The 17,062-nt window shown below is 43.8% G+C and carries 9 protein-coding genes and 1 pseudogene; all 10 read left to right on the top strand.

The genetic code is table 11. The features are described from left to right. The first annotated feature begins 230 nt into the window (after positions 1-230). The 10 genes and pseudogenes from FTV88_RS12050 to FTV88_RS12100 all read left to right on the top strand — a co-directional run bounded on the left by FTV88_RS12050 (position 231) and on the right by FTV88_RS12100 (position 16,897). Positions 231-1,976, top strand: a complete 1,746-nt coding sequence (locus FTV88_RS12050) for a photosystem I psaA/psaB family protein (protein ID WP_162008027.1) — start codon at positions 231-233, stop codon at positions 1,974-1,976. A 186-nt stretch (positions 1,977-2,162) separates the two neighbouring features. Further along, on the top strand, positions 2,163-2,870 hold the full coding sequence (gene bchM / locus FTV88_RS12055; RefSeq protein ID WP_153725846.1) for a magnesium protoporphyrin IX methyltransferase: 708 nt from the start codon (positions 2,163-2,165) through the stop codon (positions 2,868-2,870). Positions 2,871-2,880: 10 nt separating this feature from the next. After that, complete coding sequence (bchE, locus tag FTV88_RS12060; protein ID WP_153725847.1) at positions 2,881-4,563, top strand: magnesium-protoporphyrin IX monomethyl ester anaerobic oxidative cyclase; 1,683 nt, start codon at positions 2,881-2,883, stop codon at positions 4,561-4,563. Next, entirely contained in the window at positions 4,560-5,312 is a 753-nt protein-coding gene (gene bchL / locus FTV88_RS12065) for a ferredoxin:protochlorophyllide reductase (ATP-dependent) iron-sulfur ATP-binding protein (RefSeq protein ID WP_153725848.1), read from the top strand. The genes bchE and bchL overlap by 4 nt, the downstream gene beginning before the upstream one ends. A gap of 58 nt (positions 5,313-5,370) precedes the next feature. Further along, positions 5,371-6,684, top strand: a complete 1,314-nt coding sequence (bchN, locus tag FTV88_RS12070; RefSeq protein ID WP_162008028.1) for a ferredoxin:protochlorophyllide reductase (ATP-dependent) subunit N — start codon at positions 5,371-5,373, stop codon at positions 6,682-6,684. A gap of 35 nt (positions 6,685-6,719) precedes the next feature. Further along, the gene (gene bchB, locus FTV88_RS12075) at positions 6,720-8,243 is read left to right on the top strand and encodes a ferredoxin:protochlorophyllide reductase (ATP-dependent) subunit B (protein ID WP_162008029.1); all 1,524 of its coding nucleotides are present in this window, start codon (positions 6,720-6,722) and stop codon (positions 8,241-8,243) included. Between the two features lie 45 nt (positions 8,244-8,288). Then, positions 8,289-9,383 carry a magnesium chelatase ATPase subunit I gene (bchI, locus tag FTV88_RS12080; RefSeq protein WP_153725851.1) on the top strand — a complete coding sequence of 365 codons (1,095 nt, stop codon included), beginning with the start codon at positions 8,289-8,291 and terminating at the stop codon, positions 9,381-9,383. Continuing rightward, entirely contained in the window at positions 9,380-11,365 is a 1,986-nt protein-coding gene (gene bchD / locus FTV88_RS12085; protein WP_153725852.1) for a magnesium chelatase ATPase subunit D, read from the top strand. The genes bchI and bchD overlap by 4 nt, the downstream gene beginning before the upstream one ends. Before the next feature lie 28 nt (positions 11,366-11,393). Then, positions 11,394-15,277, top strand: a pseudogene (bchH, locus tag FTV88_RS15920) (magnesium chelatase subunit H). A 66-nt stretch (positions 15,278-15,343) separates the two neighbouring features. Next, positions 15,344-16,897, top strand: a complete 1,554-nt coding sequence (locus FTV88_RS12100; protein WP_153725855.1) for a phytoene desaturase family protein — start codon at positions 15,344-15,346, stop codon at positions 16,895-16,897. The last annotated feature ends 165 nt before the right edge of the window (positions 16,898-17,062 follow it).

The following is a 17,062-nucleotide window of genomic DNA, read 5'->3' on the forward strand; positions in this document are numbered from 1 at the left end:
ACAGGAGGTGAAAAGAGAGTCTTTCTAACTACTCCAGGCCCCTAAGTGCACTTAACACATTTTTTTATACTTTAATTTATTGGCACTTATCTTTTCTGTCGGGGCGCAGAACATTGAAAACTTCATACTTGGGTAAAGGAGGTTGTTCTATGTCAACTGCAGGTGCGGACATGAAAGTCCAAGTCTTTGATTGGTTCAAAGACAAAGTACCCAGTAGTAGATCCGACATTATGCGCGCACATACCAACCATTTAGGTATTGTCGCGGGTTTTGTATCTTTCTTCTTAGTTCACCATTTGAGTTGGGACAACAGTGAGGTTCTGTGGGCACCATCCACATTCTTTTATGCCCGTCTTTATCAATTAGGTATGGATGCATCTCCTCTTAGTGGCGATGCTCTGATGGTTGCTCGTTTACACCTTCTTGCTGCTGTAATTCTCTGGGCCATTGGTCACTTCTACAAGTTTGACAGAGAGCCACTAGAGAAAGTAACAATGGGTAAAGCACTCGTTGCTCAATTCCACTTCCTCGCACTTATTGCTACTCTATGGGGTATTCAGATGGCATTCATTGGCGGAGTCTTAAGAGACGTCGATGGTACTGTTATGGGTCCCACAGGTCTAGACTTTAATATGTTCGGGGATATAACCGCGGCTAAAATGGCAGCGAACCACATCGCTATCGGTGCCGCCTTCTTCCTAGGTGGTATATTCCACCACTTTGCTGGCTTTAACAAAGGCTTCTTCCGCCACTTTGACCACAAAGATGGTTGGGAAGCAGTCCTCGGCGTAAGCTTGCAAGTATTGGCGTTCCACTTTGCAACTGTTGTCTTTGCTATGATCATCTGGGACGACCCAGTTCTCGGATTCGGCTTCATGCAGCAGTATGCAATGTCTGAATACGCTTCAGAAACCATTCGTGAGCTTTCCACAGGAAACCCTGGCTACTTGATCAAGCAAGTTATTCTTGGTCACTTAGTATTTGGTGTTATGTTCCTCTGTGGTGGTACTTTCCACGCTGCACACTACCTCTTCAGAGCGACCAACGATCCAGAGTTGGCAGAGCAACTGAAAGGCTACAAGATGTACCAGTGGTGCTTCGATTATGAGTTCCAGAAGAAATTCTTGGCTCTCATTATGTTCGGTGCCTTCTTGCCCATCCTTGTGTCTTACGGTATTGCAACGCACAACACCATTGCTGACATTCATGCGAACTCTACCATTGGTATGTTTGCAAACATGGATTACATCAGCTATGGTACACCTCTCCATGATGCTATCTTTGGTTCTCAAGGTAACGTCAGTGACTTCATCGCTGCACACGCCATTGCCGGTGGTCTCCACTTTATGATGGTTCCACTGTGGCGGATGGCCTTCTTCAGCAAAGTATCTCCTTGGACTCAAAAAGTGGGTATGAAAGCCAAGCGTGACGCTGAATTCCCTTGCTTAGGTCCTGCATACGGCGGTACTTGCTCCATCTCCCTTGTTGACCAGTTCTATCTGGCTATCTTCTTCTCACTCCAAGTAATTGCACCAGCATGGTTCTACATTGATGGTGCATGGATGGGCTCCTTCGTAGCAACTTCCAGTGACGTCTACAGAAACGTTCTGGCTGCTTACCAGGCTGACCCAACCAGCTACGCTCTCCACTCCGTATCTGCTCTGAGCAATGAAGGTTACTTCAGCTACATCATTTCTCAGACTGTACGCATGTTCCGTTACTATGATGGTCACATGATTCAAGCACTCTTAGGTGCACACTTCATCTGGGCTTTCACATTCTCCATGCTCTTCCAATACCGCGGATCCCGCGACGAAGGTGCTATGGTCCTCAAGTGGGCTCACGAGAAGCTTGGCGTAGGCTTTGCTGGCAAAGTTTACAACCGTGCTCTTAGCTTGAAAGAAGGTAAAGCTATCGGTACATTCTTGTTCTTTAAGATGACCGTACTTTGCATGTGGACCCTCGCAATGGTGTAGACCTTTCGACTCTCACCCCTGCGCCCTAAGGGGCGCAGGGGTTTTTAAGCTCTTGGGCAGATTTTTTTCAAGCTTTTTCGATAATATTGGACAAAAAACACGCGAGATTAGCCGAATTGTGTAACATATGGCTATGCTCAGCATAAAATCCATCATTTTTCTCCATCTCCATGGTGGATACTATAAATGGAAGGATTTATGGAGGTGAAATCCGTGGCGAAAGAATTCAAACAATACGGCCAACAGCAGAGACGGATTAAGGAATATTTCGATGGAGAAGCCTTCGGCCGCTGGGCCGCCATCAGCACTGGTAAAGGCAATAATTTTGCGCAACGTAAACTAATCGAAGGAAGACAGGAAATACATGACTGTCTCATGGAATGGATCGAGCCTTTAGAAGGCAAGTCTGTTTTAGATGCTGGTTGTGGTGCTGGTTTTTTATCTGATCACTTTGCGCAACAAGGTGCCATTGTAAAGGGAATTGACATATCTACAAAAATGATTGCAATGGCAAAAGAAAGAGGTCAAAAGAACACATCATTTGAAGTTTGCGATCTCATGTCTGAAAAAGGCGAGTATGATATACTCGTATCAATGGATGTACTTATCCACTATTCTTTAGATGATATGCCCCAATTGTTGTCCCATGTTCTGGGTCGGGCGAGGGAAAGAGCGTACATATCTTTTGCTCCATCAACAGCTTGGTTTCGTTTCTTAAAAGTAATAGGGGAAAAATTCTCAGGAAGTTCTAAGACAACAAGTGCCTATTTGCATCCTATCCAGGATATCGAAAGAATATTAAATGAACTTGGATATAAAATTACGCGAAAAAAATTAGTCTCCAACATCATTTACAATGCTGTTTTAGTGGAGATTTATCCAAGTAAAAACTAGGAGGCTTGCCATGCGCATTCTACTTATTCAACCAAATTATCATTGTGGTGGCGCAGAGATTGCCGGTAACTGGCCCCCGAGCTGGGCTCCTTACATCGGTGGTACTCTCAAAAAAGCAGGGTATACCAACATAAAATTCATTGATGCCATGTGCGAAGATCTCCCCGATGATATCTTGGGTGAAATTATACGTCGAAATCAACCGGATGTTGTAATGGCCAGTGCTATTACTCCGATGATTTATAAAGCTCAAGATACTTTGAAAGTAGTCAAGGACATCAACCCCAATACCAAAACAATTTTAGGTGGTATTCACCCGACTTTTATGTATTCCCAGGTTCTCAATGAAGCACCCTGGATTGACTATATTGTTCGTGGTGAAGGCGAAGAAATCATTATTAACTTAATGGATGTTATTGCAGCTGGCAGTGATCTCAAGGACCGCAAAAATGTAAAAGGGATTGCTTACTTAGAAGACGGACAAGTCGTTGCTACACCAGCGCATCCTCCCATTGCTGATCTTGATACATTAACACCAGACTGGAGCATTCTTGACTGGGACAAATACATCTACATTCCCTTGAATACGCGAGTCGCTGTTCCTAACTTTGCAAGAGGATGTCCTTTTACTTGTCGTTTTTGCTCACAATGGAAGTTCTGGAGAACCTATCGTGTTCGAGATCCGAAGAAGTTTGTTGATGAAATAGAAATTCTAGTAAAAGAACATAAGATCGGATTTTTTATTCTAGCTGATGAAGAACCAACGATTAATCGTGATAAATTCGTAGCCATGTGTCAAGAAATGATTGATCGTAAAGTGAACGTACACTGGGGCATTAACACTCGAGTCACCGACATTTTACGAGATGCTCATTTACTACCTTTTTACAGAAAAGCAGGATTGCTTCACGTTTCTTTAGGAACAGAGGCAGCAACTCAAATGAACTTAAACTTGTTCCGTAAAGAAACAACAATGGAAGAGAACAAAAGAGCCATTGATATGTTAAAAGCCAATGGCATGGTAGCAGAAGCACAGTTCATTATGGGTCTTGAAAATGAGACGCCACAAACGATTGAAGAAACATTTAAGCTTGCCTTACATTGGAACCCTGATATGGTGAACTGGAACATGTATACGCCCTGGCCCTTCTCTGAGATGTTTGAAGAGCTTGGAGATAAAGTCGAAGTTCGAGATTATTCTAAGTACAACTTCGTAACGCCCATTATGCAGCCCGATGATATGGATCGTGAAGAAGTCTTAAAAGGTGTCTTACGCAGCTATGCGCGTTTCTATATGCGTAAAAGCTTTTTAAGCTATCCCTTTATCAAAGATCCATTTAAGCGGAAGTACATGATGGGATGCTTAAAAGCGTTTATCAAAATGACTGCTAATAAGCGCTTCTATGATCTTGGTCGTGTTAAATACAAAGGTTTATCGGCTGATGTTGATCTAGGCTTTGATAAGTCAAAAATGTTAACAAAAGAAGAAATCAAAGTTTTACGAGCCAATCGACAAGAAGTAGAAGCCGATGTTGACTTCAAAGGTACTGTTTCTGCTTGCGGAGCGCCACGGGACTTGCCTGATTATAAAGAAGAAATTGCAGCTTGTGGAGCACCACGGGATTTGCCAGAATACAAAGAAGGCGACAATGACAAAGACAATACTAATAGGAGAGGCATGATTAAAATATGATCATTGCCAATTATGGTAAAGGCGGCGTCGGAAAATCAACAACAACATCCAACCTGGCTGTAGCTATGGCCAGGTTGGGTAAAAAAGTACTACAAATTGGTTGTGATCCGAAAAGTGACTCAACCTTTACAATTGCAGGTCGCATGATTCCGACGGTCGTAGAAATCTTAGATAAACACAATTATCATTATGAATCGATTGAACCGGAGGATCTTGTTTTCCCTGGTTATGCCGGTGTTCATGTCGTTGAAACAGGCGGTCCTCCTGCTGGAAGCGGTTGTGGAGGTTACGTCGTTGGCGAAACAGTAAAGTTACTAGAAACTCTTAATTTACTTAATAAATATGACGTTATCTTTTTCGATGTACTGGGCGATGTTGTCTGTGGTGGCTTCGCAGCGCCCCTTCAGTATGCTGATCTTGCTTGTGTTGTTTCATCGAACGACTTTGATGCTCTTTTTGCAGCCAACCGTATTTGTGACAGTGTCGTAGAGAAGAACATGTCTGGTTATAACGTCAAGCTTGCTGGCGTCATTGGCAATCGCTGTGACCAGCAAGATTTGCTACAAACTTTTTGTAAACATACAGGTGCGCCACTTATCGGTGTTGTTCCAAGAGCAGAAGATGTTCGAAAGTCACGGGTAAAAGGATATACCCTCTTTGAATTAGAGGAGATGGGGGAACCGGTAGAAGAACTAACGGCAGAATTCCTAAAAATGGCCCAATATCTGCTCAATGATCCTCCGGCGTAATTCCCAATGTGGTTGGAACTCGGGAGATGTTCGAAATTTTCCGAGGGGAGGACGGTCCGTGGAAGGAATCCAGCGCGAAAGCGGGTGCCTAAATACCTTTTGCCCCATCGCTAGTGTTGCCTGGTTACACCGAAAGATTAAAGATTCGTTTTTTCTCATAGTTGGTACTCATACTTGTGCTCACTTCATTCAAACAGCTCTTGATGTTATGGTTTATGCCCATTCTCGATTTGGCTTTGCTGTACTTGAAGAGTCCGATCTGGTAGCCCCCTCTTTGACCAAAGAGTTAGAATCTGTCGTTGATCAAGTTGTTGCAGAATGGAACCCCAAAGTTATTTTTGTAATGACAACTTGTAGTGTCGATATCTTAAAAATGGATCTGGATGTCTCTTGTAAAGAGCTGTCTAAAAAGCTGGAATTCCCCGTACTACCCACACCGGCTTCTGGCATCGATGGCATTTTTACACAAGGAGAAGACAAAGTCTTAAAGGCTTTACTTCCTTTTTGCCCTAAAGAAGAACAAGAAACAAAAAAACAACAAACGGAAGAGCGAAAAAGCAAATGGTTTTTCTTTAATAAAGAAGAAGAAAGTAAGTCCGAAAAACCAAAAAAAGCGAATCTTTTGCTCCTTGGAGCTGTCACTGACGGAACGGCGCAACAGCTACAGTGGGAGCTAAAACGCTTGGGAATAGAAAATGTTGACGTATTTCCCGAAAGTGATCTAACGAAAATGCCTGTAATCAACGAACATACGGTCATTGCTCCTTTACAACCTTACCTAAATGATACGTTAGCTACGATTCGACGTGAACGAGGAGCGACCGTTTTATCAACTTTATATCCTATCGGACCAGACGGAACGGCGCAGTTTTTACAGGATATTTGCAATCACTTCAATGTAGACGCTACAGCCGTTAAAGAGAGAGAAGAACAGACTTGGCAAGAGTTAGAGTCACAAAGAGCGATGATTCGTGGCAAAAAAGTTATGTTCCTCGGTGATAACTTGCTAGAGCTTCCTTTAGCCCGTTTTCTTATAGCTTGTGGTGCAGAAGTTGTTGAAGTTGGAACGCCTTATATTCACAACAAAGATATGAAAGCAGAGCTCGAGAGACTCTCTGAAAGCAAAGTATCTATTGTAGAAAGTCCTGACTTTCACCGTCAACTAAAGCGTATCAAAGAATACGATCCTGATCTCATTATTACGGGATTGGCTTTATGCAATCCCCTTGAAGCAATGGGCTATCGTACAGCTTGGTCTATTGAGTTTACCTTTTCTCAAATACACGGATTTGTAAATTCAATTGACTTAATTAAGATGTTTACCAAGCCATTGAGGAAATGGCAGACGTTGCAGGAGCATGGATGGAATTGACAAGAAATTAAATGGAACCCCAGGGGTGAATGGTATTGAAATTAGCCTACTGGATGTATGAAGGTACAGCCTTGTCGGGCATTGCTCGCGTTACTGGTAGCATGAAAAAGATACATACGGTGATTCATGGTCCCCAGGGAGACAGCTATATCAGTGTTATGTTTTCCATGCTGGAAAGATTTCATGAACTGCCACCTTTTACACTATCGGCCATTGGTCGAAGAGAGATGGCCAAAGGCTCACGAGCTAGATTGGTAGAAACAGTGCTGCGAGTTGATCAAGAGCATCAACCAGATGTTATTGTGATAACACCGACTTGCTCTTCCACACTTCTTCAAGAGGACTTACAAGCTGTTGCTCATACCCTGCAAGCTCGAACAAAAGCTACGTTACTTGTACCAAAAGTAAACGCTTTTCGAGACTTAGAGCATTATGCGATGGACCAGTTTCTTACACAAATGGTCAGCACCTTTGCAGAAGAGAGAAGTAAGACCGAAAGGTTCTCTGTCAATATTATAGGACCTTCTTATTTAGGTTTTCAGCAACTTCATGACCTAGAAGAAATCAAAAAAACCTTCGATTTACTTGGAATTGATGTGAACCTTGTAATCCCCTATGGTGCTTCTGTTGCTGACCTTCGCAATGTAACAAAAGCTCACTTGAATGTGTCTCTATACGGGGAATATGGCTCAGGGCTTTGTAAGTATCTTCAAGAACACTTTGGAATGGAATACCTGTCTATAACACCTTTAGGTATTCGAATGACAGGACGATTTCTAGAGGAAATTGGAGAAAAGGCTGCCATTGATGTAAAGCCTTATATTCGTCAACAAGTAAGCCCAGCTTCTCTCATCTCCCGTTGTGTCAAGTCTGTTGATGCCCTTTCTTCTCTTTATGGCAAAAGGGCCGTTGTTTTTGGTGACTATAGTCATGCTGTTGGGGTTACCTATTTGTTACGAGAAATTGGACTCAAAGTTGAGTGGGCTGGAACGTACATGACCTCAATGGAAAAGCAATTTCAAGCAGAGCTAGAAGGCTTGACGGAGGAAGTTTTTGTTTGTGACGACTTCCAAAAAATCAGCAACAAGATCAAAGAAACGCAGCCAGATATTGTCTTTGGTACGCAGATGGAAAGACACAGCTCAGCACGTCATGATTTGCCTTGTGTCGTGATCAGCAGTCCTGCTCATATTCTTAACTTCCCTCTCTATTCAGCGCCTATTTTAGGATATGGTGGTATGGCACGAATTCTCGATACGATCAACGGCACCATCAAATTAGGATTAGAAGAGCATCTTGTCAATATGTTTGGTGAAGACAATAAAGAGGCGGAAGAGACTTCTGCATTGCAAACAGCAAGCGCTGCGCAGGCGAATGTTCAAAGCCTACAAGGCGGCGAACTGCCATGGACACCTGAAGCTATGAATACATTAAAGCAAATTCCCTTTTTCGTTAGAGGAAAAGTTCAGCGGAATACAGAAACCTATGCAAGAGAAAAAGGACATAAAGAGGTTACGCTAGAAGTGATTTATGCAGCCAAAGCCTACTTTGAAAAGTAGTGCATTGGCTGCAACGGTTATCGCTAAGGGGAGGAAAAATACGCAATGATACTAGCGGCTACTGAACATAACAACAGGCAGCAATCAAGAGCGGTAAAATCGCCAACCTATCCCTTTACAGCCATCATCGGACAAGAAGAGATGAAGTTGGCTTTGATTTTAAATGTTATCGATCCTCGGATTGGTGGCGTTATGATTATGGGCGATCGAGGTACAGGAAAATCAACAACAGTCCGTGCTTTAGCAGAATTGTTGCCAGAAGTTCCTATGGTCTCCGATTGCCCTTTCGGTTGTCATCCACAAAGAAAAAATGAGATGTGCTCTAGCTGCCGTGAACGCTTTGCTGTTGAAGGAGAGCTCCCAACAGTCTATCGAGAGACGAAAGTGATTGATCTGCCTCTCGGTGCAACGGAAGATCGTGTTTGCGGAACCATTGATATTCAAAAAGCACTTTCAGAAGGTGTAAAAGCTTTTGAGCCCGGACTCTTGGCCCAAGCCAACCGAGGCTTTCTCTACGTTGACGAAGTAAACTTATTAGATGACCATCTTGTAGATGTTCTTCTCGATTGTGCTGCTTCTGGTGTTAACGTGGTAGAACGAGAAGGCATTAGTGTGCGTCACCCTGCACGCTTTGTCTTAGTCGGATCTGGCAATCCAGAAGAAGGGGAATTGCGACCACAACTTCTTGATCGTTTTGGTTTACATGCACAGATTCGAACACTACGTGACGCTTCCAAACGAGTGGCTATTATTCGAAGCCGTAGTGACTTTGACCAAGATCCAGATGCTTTTTCTGCAAAGTATCTGGAATCACAAAAAGAGTTGCAGAATAAGATTGTCCATGCCCAGGAATTGCTTTCCGATGTCTTTATTAGTGATGATCTACTCGAAAAAATCGCACAACTATGCATTGATTTAGAGATTGATGGGCACCGAGGTGAACTGGTTCTATCAAGAGCTGCCAAAGCTTTAGCAGCCTTTGAAGGTAGAACGGAAGTGCAAGATGAAGATGTACAACGCATTGCAGTCATGGGGTTACGACATCGTTTGCGGAAAGATCCTTTAGCAACGATGGACAATGGCAGACGGGTTCAGGAAAAAGTGGCAGAAATATTTGGAGTTGAGAAGGCGGGAGCATGAGAGCGCAAAGCTTGCCCTTTGCGGCAGTAACAGGTCAGGATGTAGCCAAACTCGCATTAACACTGGTAGCCGTTGATCCGGCCTTAAAAGGTCTATCAATTGCGGGTCGGCGTGGGACTGGCAAAACAGTCCTGGCACGAGGTCTACAATATTTGTTACCTTCTATTGAACAAATAGAAGGCTGTCTCTGCCATTGCGATCCAAAACGGTCCCGAGCCTGGTGCAGTGATTGTCAGCAAAAATATATTGACGAGGAAACCCTATCAGTTCGCCAAACGAAAGCGCCTTTTGTCGAGTTACCTTTGGGAACAACAGAAGATAGACTTCTCGGTGCAGTCGATGTAGAAAAAGCCCTTGGGGCAGGTAGTCGCTCCTGGCAACCTGGTTTGCTAGGCGAGGCCAACAGAGGCGTTCTCTATATTGATCAACTGAATCTGCTTGATGACAGTCTCGTTAACTCCCTATTCGACGTTATGTCTGGTATGACTCGTCTAGAAAGAGAAGGCATATCAGTCCAATATCCATCAGACTTTATTCTTGTTGGAACCTACGATCCAGAAGAAGGCCCTTTGCGGGCTCATTTAGCGGATCGCCTTGCCATACATGTAAGCAGTGTTGCTATCTTAGAACTTGAGAAAAGATTGGAAATTTTGAGGCGTCAAGAACTATTCCATGATGATCAAGATGCTTTTACGGAGCTATATAGAGAAGATCAGGAACAACTGCTGCGCAAGATAGAAGAGGCTCGAAAAAAGCTTGATGAAGTAGAAATTACGGACGAGCAAGTATTATATCTTATTGGGCAGGCGCTGAAAAGGCAAGTACCAGGTCACCGTTCTGATCTCTTCTCAGTTCGTCTGGCGAAAGCGCATGCTGCTTTACAAGGTCGCAAAAAGGTAGAACCTATTGATTTGGCCATCGCCGTCGAATTGGTAATCAAACCACGTCAGCTCGTTGATGTACCAGAGAACGAAGAGATGGAACCACCACCACCACCACCTCCACCGCCGCCGCCGCCACCAGAACAAGAAGAGAACCAAGAAGAGAAACCACCAGAGCCGCCACAGCAGAATGAAGAAACGGTAATGCTGCCAGAAGAATTTTTCTTTGATAGTGAAGAAGTTGCTGTGGACGATGAATTGCTCGCATTGCAAAACAAAGTACAAAAGCAAGCAAGAGGCGGATCCCATGGTAAGCAAAAAAGCTTAGAGCGAGGTCGTTATACAAGAGCACTTTTGCCACCGCCAGGTAAACCAACAAAAGTTGCTGTCGATGCGACGTTGCGAGCGGCAGCACCTTTTCAAAGCCAGCGACGAGCATCGGGGAAATACGGTGATCGTCAAATCATTGTTACAGAATCCGATCTGAGAACAAAGCAGTTTGTCCGAAAATCGGGAGCCTTAATTATATTTGTTGTTGATGCAAGCGGTAGCATGGCTTTTAATCGCATTCGTAGTGCGAAAGGGGCTGTAGCAACGCTACTCAATGAAGCCTATGTGAACCGTGATAAAGTAGCAATGGTTATATTCCGAGGTCAAGAAGCAGAAGTTATTGTACCACCAACTCGCAGTGTTGAGTTGGCAAAGAAGCGATTTGATCAGGTGCCCGTTGGTGGCGCTTCTCCATTGGCCAGTGCGATTGCCCAAGCCCTCGAACTGGGAGTCAAAGCTACAGGAAGCGATGTTGGGCAAGTTATCATTACTTTGCTAACAGATGGTCGTGGCAATATACCACTAAATCCTCAAGAAGGAAAAAAGATGAATCGTGAACAGTTGAATGAAGAAGTACTTGCCATTAGCAGAATGGTGGCGGAAAACGGCTTCTCCATGCTGGTAATTGATTCGGCCAATCGCTTTACATCAACAGGTTTTGCCCAAAAAATTGCCGATGCATCGAGAGGGCAGTATTATTATCTGCCCAAAATGTCTGCAGAAGCATTAGCAGAGACCGTAAAGAGCGGTGTGCACGCTCTCAGGAAGTAGAGGGGGAGAGCCAGTGTCTAATCGGGTTATGCGCTTTGTCCATGTCTATTTGGAACGGCAGATGTGTACAGCTTTTAGTAGAGCCATCGATGGTATTAACCAAAGTGATCAACCCATTCAAATCGAAGTAGAAGCTTTCTGTGTTCATGAATTGAAAGATTTAGATAAATTAGAAGAATTTCGGCAAGCTGTAGAAAGAGCCGATCTGCTCTATGTAGCCCATGTTTTTGTCGATGATATAGCCAGAAACATTGCCAAAGTAATTCGTCAAGAAGGACAAAAAGTTCCAACCGTTGTCATTCTTAATGCGATGCCCGAATTGATGAAACTCACGCGCATGGGCGGATTCAAGATGGGTAGTGAACAATCTAGCGAATATAGCAAGCTATTGAAGCGATTTAAACGTAGCAAAGACGATGAAAATGAAACAGTGAAAAAGTCATCAGGACCGCCTCTCAAAACAGATCAGATGATGGCTTTAATTAAGACAGTACCAAAAGTTCTCAAGTTTATTCCAGGAAAAATGCAAGACTTACGAACCTATATGTTATGTTACCTGTATTGGCTCAATGGTTCACCGAAAAACTTGAGAAGCATGTTGTTAATGTTATCGAAGCAATACTTTGCACCAACTGAGAATATTACTTTTGATGCACCTGTGGAGTATGCCGAAGAAGGCATCTATCATCCTGATGGTGAGCGCTGGTTTACGTCAAGAGCAGAATATGAAGCATGGTACAAAGACAGAGCGCCTTCAGCTTTACGAGTAGGTCTTATTATATTACGCACAAGCTTGCTAGCAGATAACCATGATCACTATGATGCAGTCATTCGCGCTCTAGAAAGCAAAGGCATTGGTGTCATCGCAGGCATTGCCAAAGGCTTAGATTATCGACGTGTTGTAGAAAACTTCTTTATGGATAAAGGCGCCTATGCCAAGGTAGATGGAGTCATTACCCTTTCTTCCTTTAGCTTAGTCGGTGGACCCGCTTCCAACGATGCCGAAAGCGCTGTAAAAGTATTAAAAGAGTTAGGTGTTCCTTATCTATCAGCCATTCCACTCGAATTCCAGACGATTGATGAGTGGAAAGGGGATATGTCTGGTCTCAATCCCGTACAAGTAGCTCTTAACGTTGCCATTCCTGAATTGGATGGCCTCATTGCTCCTACTGTGTATAGTGGTTATAACATTCACGGTGGATCGAAAGCAACTCCTATTGCGGAACGGATCGAACTGCTGACAGAAAGAATGCGTCGTATTTTGACGCTTCGTAACAAAGCCAATCGTGATAAAAAAGTTGGCATTGTACTCTTTAGTTTTCCACCAGATAAAGGAAACGTTGGTACGGCGGCCTATCTAGATGTCTTTGAATCTCTCTATCTGTTGCTACAAAGACTGCAAAAAGAAGGCTATACAGTTGAAATTCCAGAAAGCCGTGAAGCTTTAATTAAAGCAATTATTGAAGACGAATCTTCTCAATTGCCATCGGCTAACTTAAATATTGCTGATCGTCTGACCATGGAGCAGTATGAGCAAATCAATCCTTATTGGAAAGAAATTGCGCAGACCTGGGGAGAACCACCGGGTGAACTGAACACAGATGGTTCTAGCTTACTCATTTTTGGTCGTCACTTTGGCAATGTATTTATAGGGGTGCAGCTTCATTTGGTTATGAAAGCGACCCCATTAAGCTACTCTTTACTCGCTCTGCTTCACCGCATCATGGCTTTGCGGCCTTCTATCGCTGGCTTGATCGAATTTATGGTGCCGATGCCTTGTTGCACTTTGGGACCCATGGTGCACTGGAATTCATGCCGGGCCATCAAGTGGGTTTAACCGACCAATGCTGGCCGGAGCGACTTTTAGGTCCTGTGCCTAATTTCTATCTCTACAGTGTAAACAACCCTTCAGAAGGTACAATAGCCAAACGTCGCAGCGCTGCAACACTTATCTCTTATCTTACGCCACCCGCTGAAAATGCAGGGCTCTATCGAGACTTACGGGATCTTAAAGACCTTGTCAGCATGTGGCGCGAAAATCGACACAATTCACGAGGTCAATCTATCTTAGAAACGATTGTAGAAAAAGTAATTGCTCTCAACTTAGAACAAGATGTGCCTGTTCCTTCAGAGCCCGGTCAAGATTTTGTTGGCAAGCTGTACGTTTATCTTACGGATCTGGAAAACAGACTGATTCCAACAGGACTACATATCTTAGGGGAAGCACCAGAAGTAGAAACACTCACAGATTATGTAACAGCCATCAGCTACTATGACCGTCCTGAACAGGCGGTAAAGTCACTGGCATCTTTAACTGCAGAATCGATCGGGAAAAAATTAGCCGATCTGGAAAAGTTATCAGAAGCTGGTGGTGAACAAGCCTTAAAAGATTTAGAATTGGTCAGAGAAACCGTGAAAATCGGTGTAGAAAAAATGATTGAGCAATTCATGGAGAAAGACAAAGGTGGTACATTCCGTTTTCTCCGCAGTAAATCCGAAGCGATTGCAGCCAAAACGATGCAAGAAAGATTGCGTCAAAAATCATCTTACGGTGTTGATTTTAACGTAACGGCCGCTGCGAAAACCTTTATCTATCTGCAAGATGTTGTCAAAGACATTGTTTTATCGCAGGAAATGAACTGCCTTTGCCACGCTTTAGATGGCAACTATGCGCTGCCGGGGCCTGGTGGAGATCCAGTTCGTAATCCCAAAACCCTTCCAACAGGGAAGAATAGTCATGCACTTGACCCCCAGGCCATTCCGACTCCCGTTGCTGTACGAGCCGGTCGAAAAGTCGCCGACATGATGTTGCAAAAGCTATACGACAGCACGAAGAGCTATCCTGAATCAATTGCTGTTGTGCTATGGGGCACCGATAATATCAAAACATACGGAGAAGGCATTGCCCAAGCTATGGCATTAATGGGTGTCGAGCCTGTGCCTGATGATCTAGGAAGAATGAGCCGACTGCGCCTAATACCCTTAGAAGAGTTGGGCAGACCACGAATCGATGTAGTAGTGACGGTGTCCGGCATTTTCCGCGACATCTTCCAAGGGCAGATGGAGTTACTGGATGAAGCCGTAAAAATGGCTGCTCTTGCCGATGAAGATTGCGATAGGAACTACATTCGTAAGCATGCTCTTGCGCAAGCAGAAGAAATGAATATTCCATTAGAAAGTGCTGCAACCCGTATCTTCTCCAACGCGCCAGGTAGTTATGGTGGCAATGTCAACCAAATGGTTGAGAACAGCGCTTGGGAAGAAGCAGGAGAACTGGCTGATACCTTCATTAAACGAAAAGGTTTTGCTTACGGAAAGCAAGTTCGTGGAGAAGTGGCTGACGCCATCTATCGCTCTGCTTTATCGAGTGTCGATACAAGCTTTCAGAACATAGACTCTTCTGAAGTAGGTATCGTAGACATTGATCACTACTATGAATACCTAGGTGGCGTATCCGCAGCTGTTAAGAGCATTCGTGGCGAAAAGCCAAACGTGCTCGTAGCCGATACGACAACGCCGAAAGTTCAGATTCGAGGCCTGGAAGAAATGATTCGTTTTGAGACAAGAACGAAAACATTAAATCCCAAATGGTATGAAGGTATGCTTAAGCACGGTTATGAAGGCGTACGAGAAATTCAATCTCGAGTCGACAACACTTTTGGTTGGAGTGCGACAGCTGAAGCGGTCGACAACTGGGTATATGATGAGATCACAGAAGTTTATGTGACCGATGATGAGATGAGGAAACGGTTACAAGAACTGAATCCCCATGCCCTGCGTGGAATCGTGCGACGACTCCTTGAGGCAAACAGCCGCGGCTTCTGGGATGCCGATGAAGATAAGCTAGAGAAGCTGATGGAAATCTATCAGGATATAGAAGATGAAATTGAAGGCGTTAGTGTACCTGCATAATTTTGTCGACTCCTTTGGTAGGTAAGCCCAAAAGATTGTCATACACATAGTAGGGAGAATTAACGAGTGAAAAGGAATTCATCAAAAAAGGGAAAAGTCATCGTGGTAGGAGCAGGGGCAGCCGGTCTAAGTACAGCTGTTCAACTGGCCCATCAAGGTTGGGACGTTACCATTTTCGAAAAAGAGCATACTGCAGGTGGTCGCCTCAGTGCTATTGAGGCATCAGGCTATACCATTGATATAGGCCCAACGATATTAATGATGAACGATGTATTTCATCAATTTTTTCGAGAAATCGATCGTAACCTTGAAGACTACGTAGACCTTGTCCGTCTTAACCCTTGCTATCGACTTAATTTTGCCGATGGTACATCCATCGCGCCGTCGACAGACTTAAAAGAACATCTTGACGAAATACGACGAATCAGTCCCGAAGATGTAGACGGCTATCTCAAATATTTAGCCCAGATCAATCCGAGATATTTGGCGGCACGGCACAAGTTCATTGAAAAGAACTTTAATTCTCTCGGTGACTTCTTAAACGTAGACACACTGGTGGGCATGTGGCAATTAAAAACACTAAATAGTATGTATGCTGACATCAGTCGCTACATAAAAGATGAAAGATTGCGCATTGCTTTAACGTTCCAAGCCATCTATCTAGGCATCTCTCCCTATGACGCACCTTCTATCTATACGATCATTGCTTACGTTGAACATGGTCTTACAGGGATTTGGTATCCCAAAGGAGGCATGAACGCCATCTCAAAAGCACTGGTCCGTGTTTTTGAAGAGCAAGGCGGCCAACTCCATTTGAACCAAGAAGTTACGCAGATTGTTATTGAAAAAGGCGAAGCCAAAGGTGTTAAACTGGCCAACGGAGAGATTCACTACGCCGATGTCGTTGTTTCGAACATGGATTTCCCCATGACCATGGAAAAACTTATTGTGGAGCCTTACCGTGGCAAGTACAGTGCCCAGAAAATTCAATCGATGACCAACTCCTGCGGTGCCCTTATGCTGTATCTAGGTACGAATCGTCGATATGAACAAATGGATGTACACAACATTTATTTCACCAAAAGCTATAAAGAAACACTCGATCAGATCTTTAAAGAAAAAGTTTTTCCCGATGATCCAGCACTTTACGTGTACTCACCGACAAAGATTGATCCCACAGTAGCACCAGAAGGCAAAGAAGTTATCTATGTTCTTTGTCCCGTTCCCAACCTAGATAGCTCTATCAACTGGCAGGAATCTGTTCCAATCTATCGAGAAAAGATTCTGGATAAGCTAGAACGTAGTGGCCTTACAGACTTGCGAAAGCATATTGACTTTGAAAGAATCTATACGCCAGAGACCTTCAATGCTCGATTTAACACCTATCAAGGCTCGGGCTTTGGGTTGGCTCCTACGCTGTTTCAATCAGGATATTTTCGCCCTCACATTAAGTCAAAGGATGTAAGCAATCTTTACTTTGTTGGGGCCAGTGTTCATCCAGGCGGTGGTGTGCCCGTTGTACTTGTTTGTGGACAACTAGCAACTCGCCAAATTATGGCTGACAAACAAGGCTCTTCTGTGGAACAAACTTACTCTGTTGCTACAACTGCAAAAGCATAAAAAAGCTGAAAGCTACAAGGGAATTGTAGCTTTCAGCTTTTTTTGTATTTATTCATCGAAAAAAACTTTTCTTTATTTTCGCCATGACGACAAAGTTTGCTGGTATAGTTCGTTATAATAAAAAAGAATTCCAGATTATACCATATCCTTTGCTTTTGAAGGAGA

The organism is Heliorestis convoluta, from assembly GCF_009649955.1.
Lineage (GTDB): Bacteria > Bacillota > Desulfitobacteriia > Heliobacteriales > Heliobacteriaceae > Heliorestis > Heliorestis convoluta.

Bases quoted from the DNA above. Each gene is read 5' to 3' on its own strand.
- FTV88_RS12050 (WP_162008027.1), top strand. From the start codon at position 231: ATGCGCGCACATACCAACCATTTAGGTATTGTCGCGGGTTTTGTATCT.
- bchM (WP_153725846.1), top strand. From the start codon at position 2,163: ATGGAAGGATTTATGGAGGTGAAATCCGTGGCGAAAGAATTCAAACAA.
- bchE (WP_153725847.1), top strand. From the start codon at position 2,881: ATGCGCATTCTACTTATTCAACCAAATTATCATTGTGGTGGCGCAGAG.
- bchL (WP_153725848.1), top strand. From the start codon at position 4,560: ATGATCATTGCCAATTATGGTAAAGGCGGCGTCGGAAAATCAACAACA.
- bchI (WP_153725851.1), top strand. From the start codon at position 8,289: ATGATACTAGCGGCTACTGAACATAACAACAGGCAGCAATCAAGAGCG.
- bchD (WP_153725852.1), top strand. From the start codon at position 9,380: ATGAGAGCGCAAAGCTTGCCCTTTGCGGCAGTAACAGGTCAGGATGTA.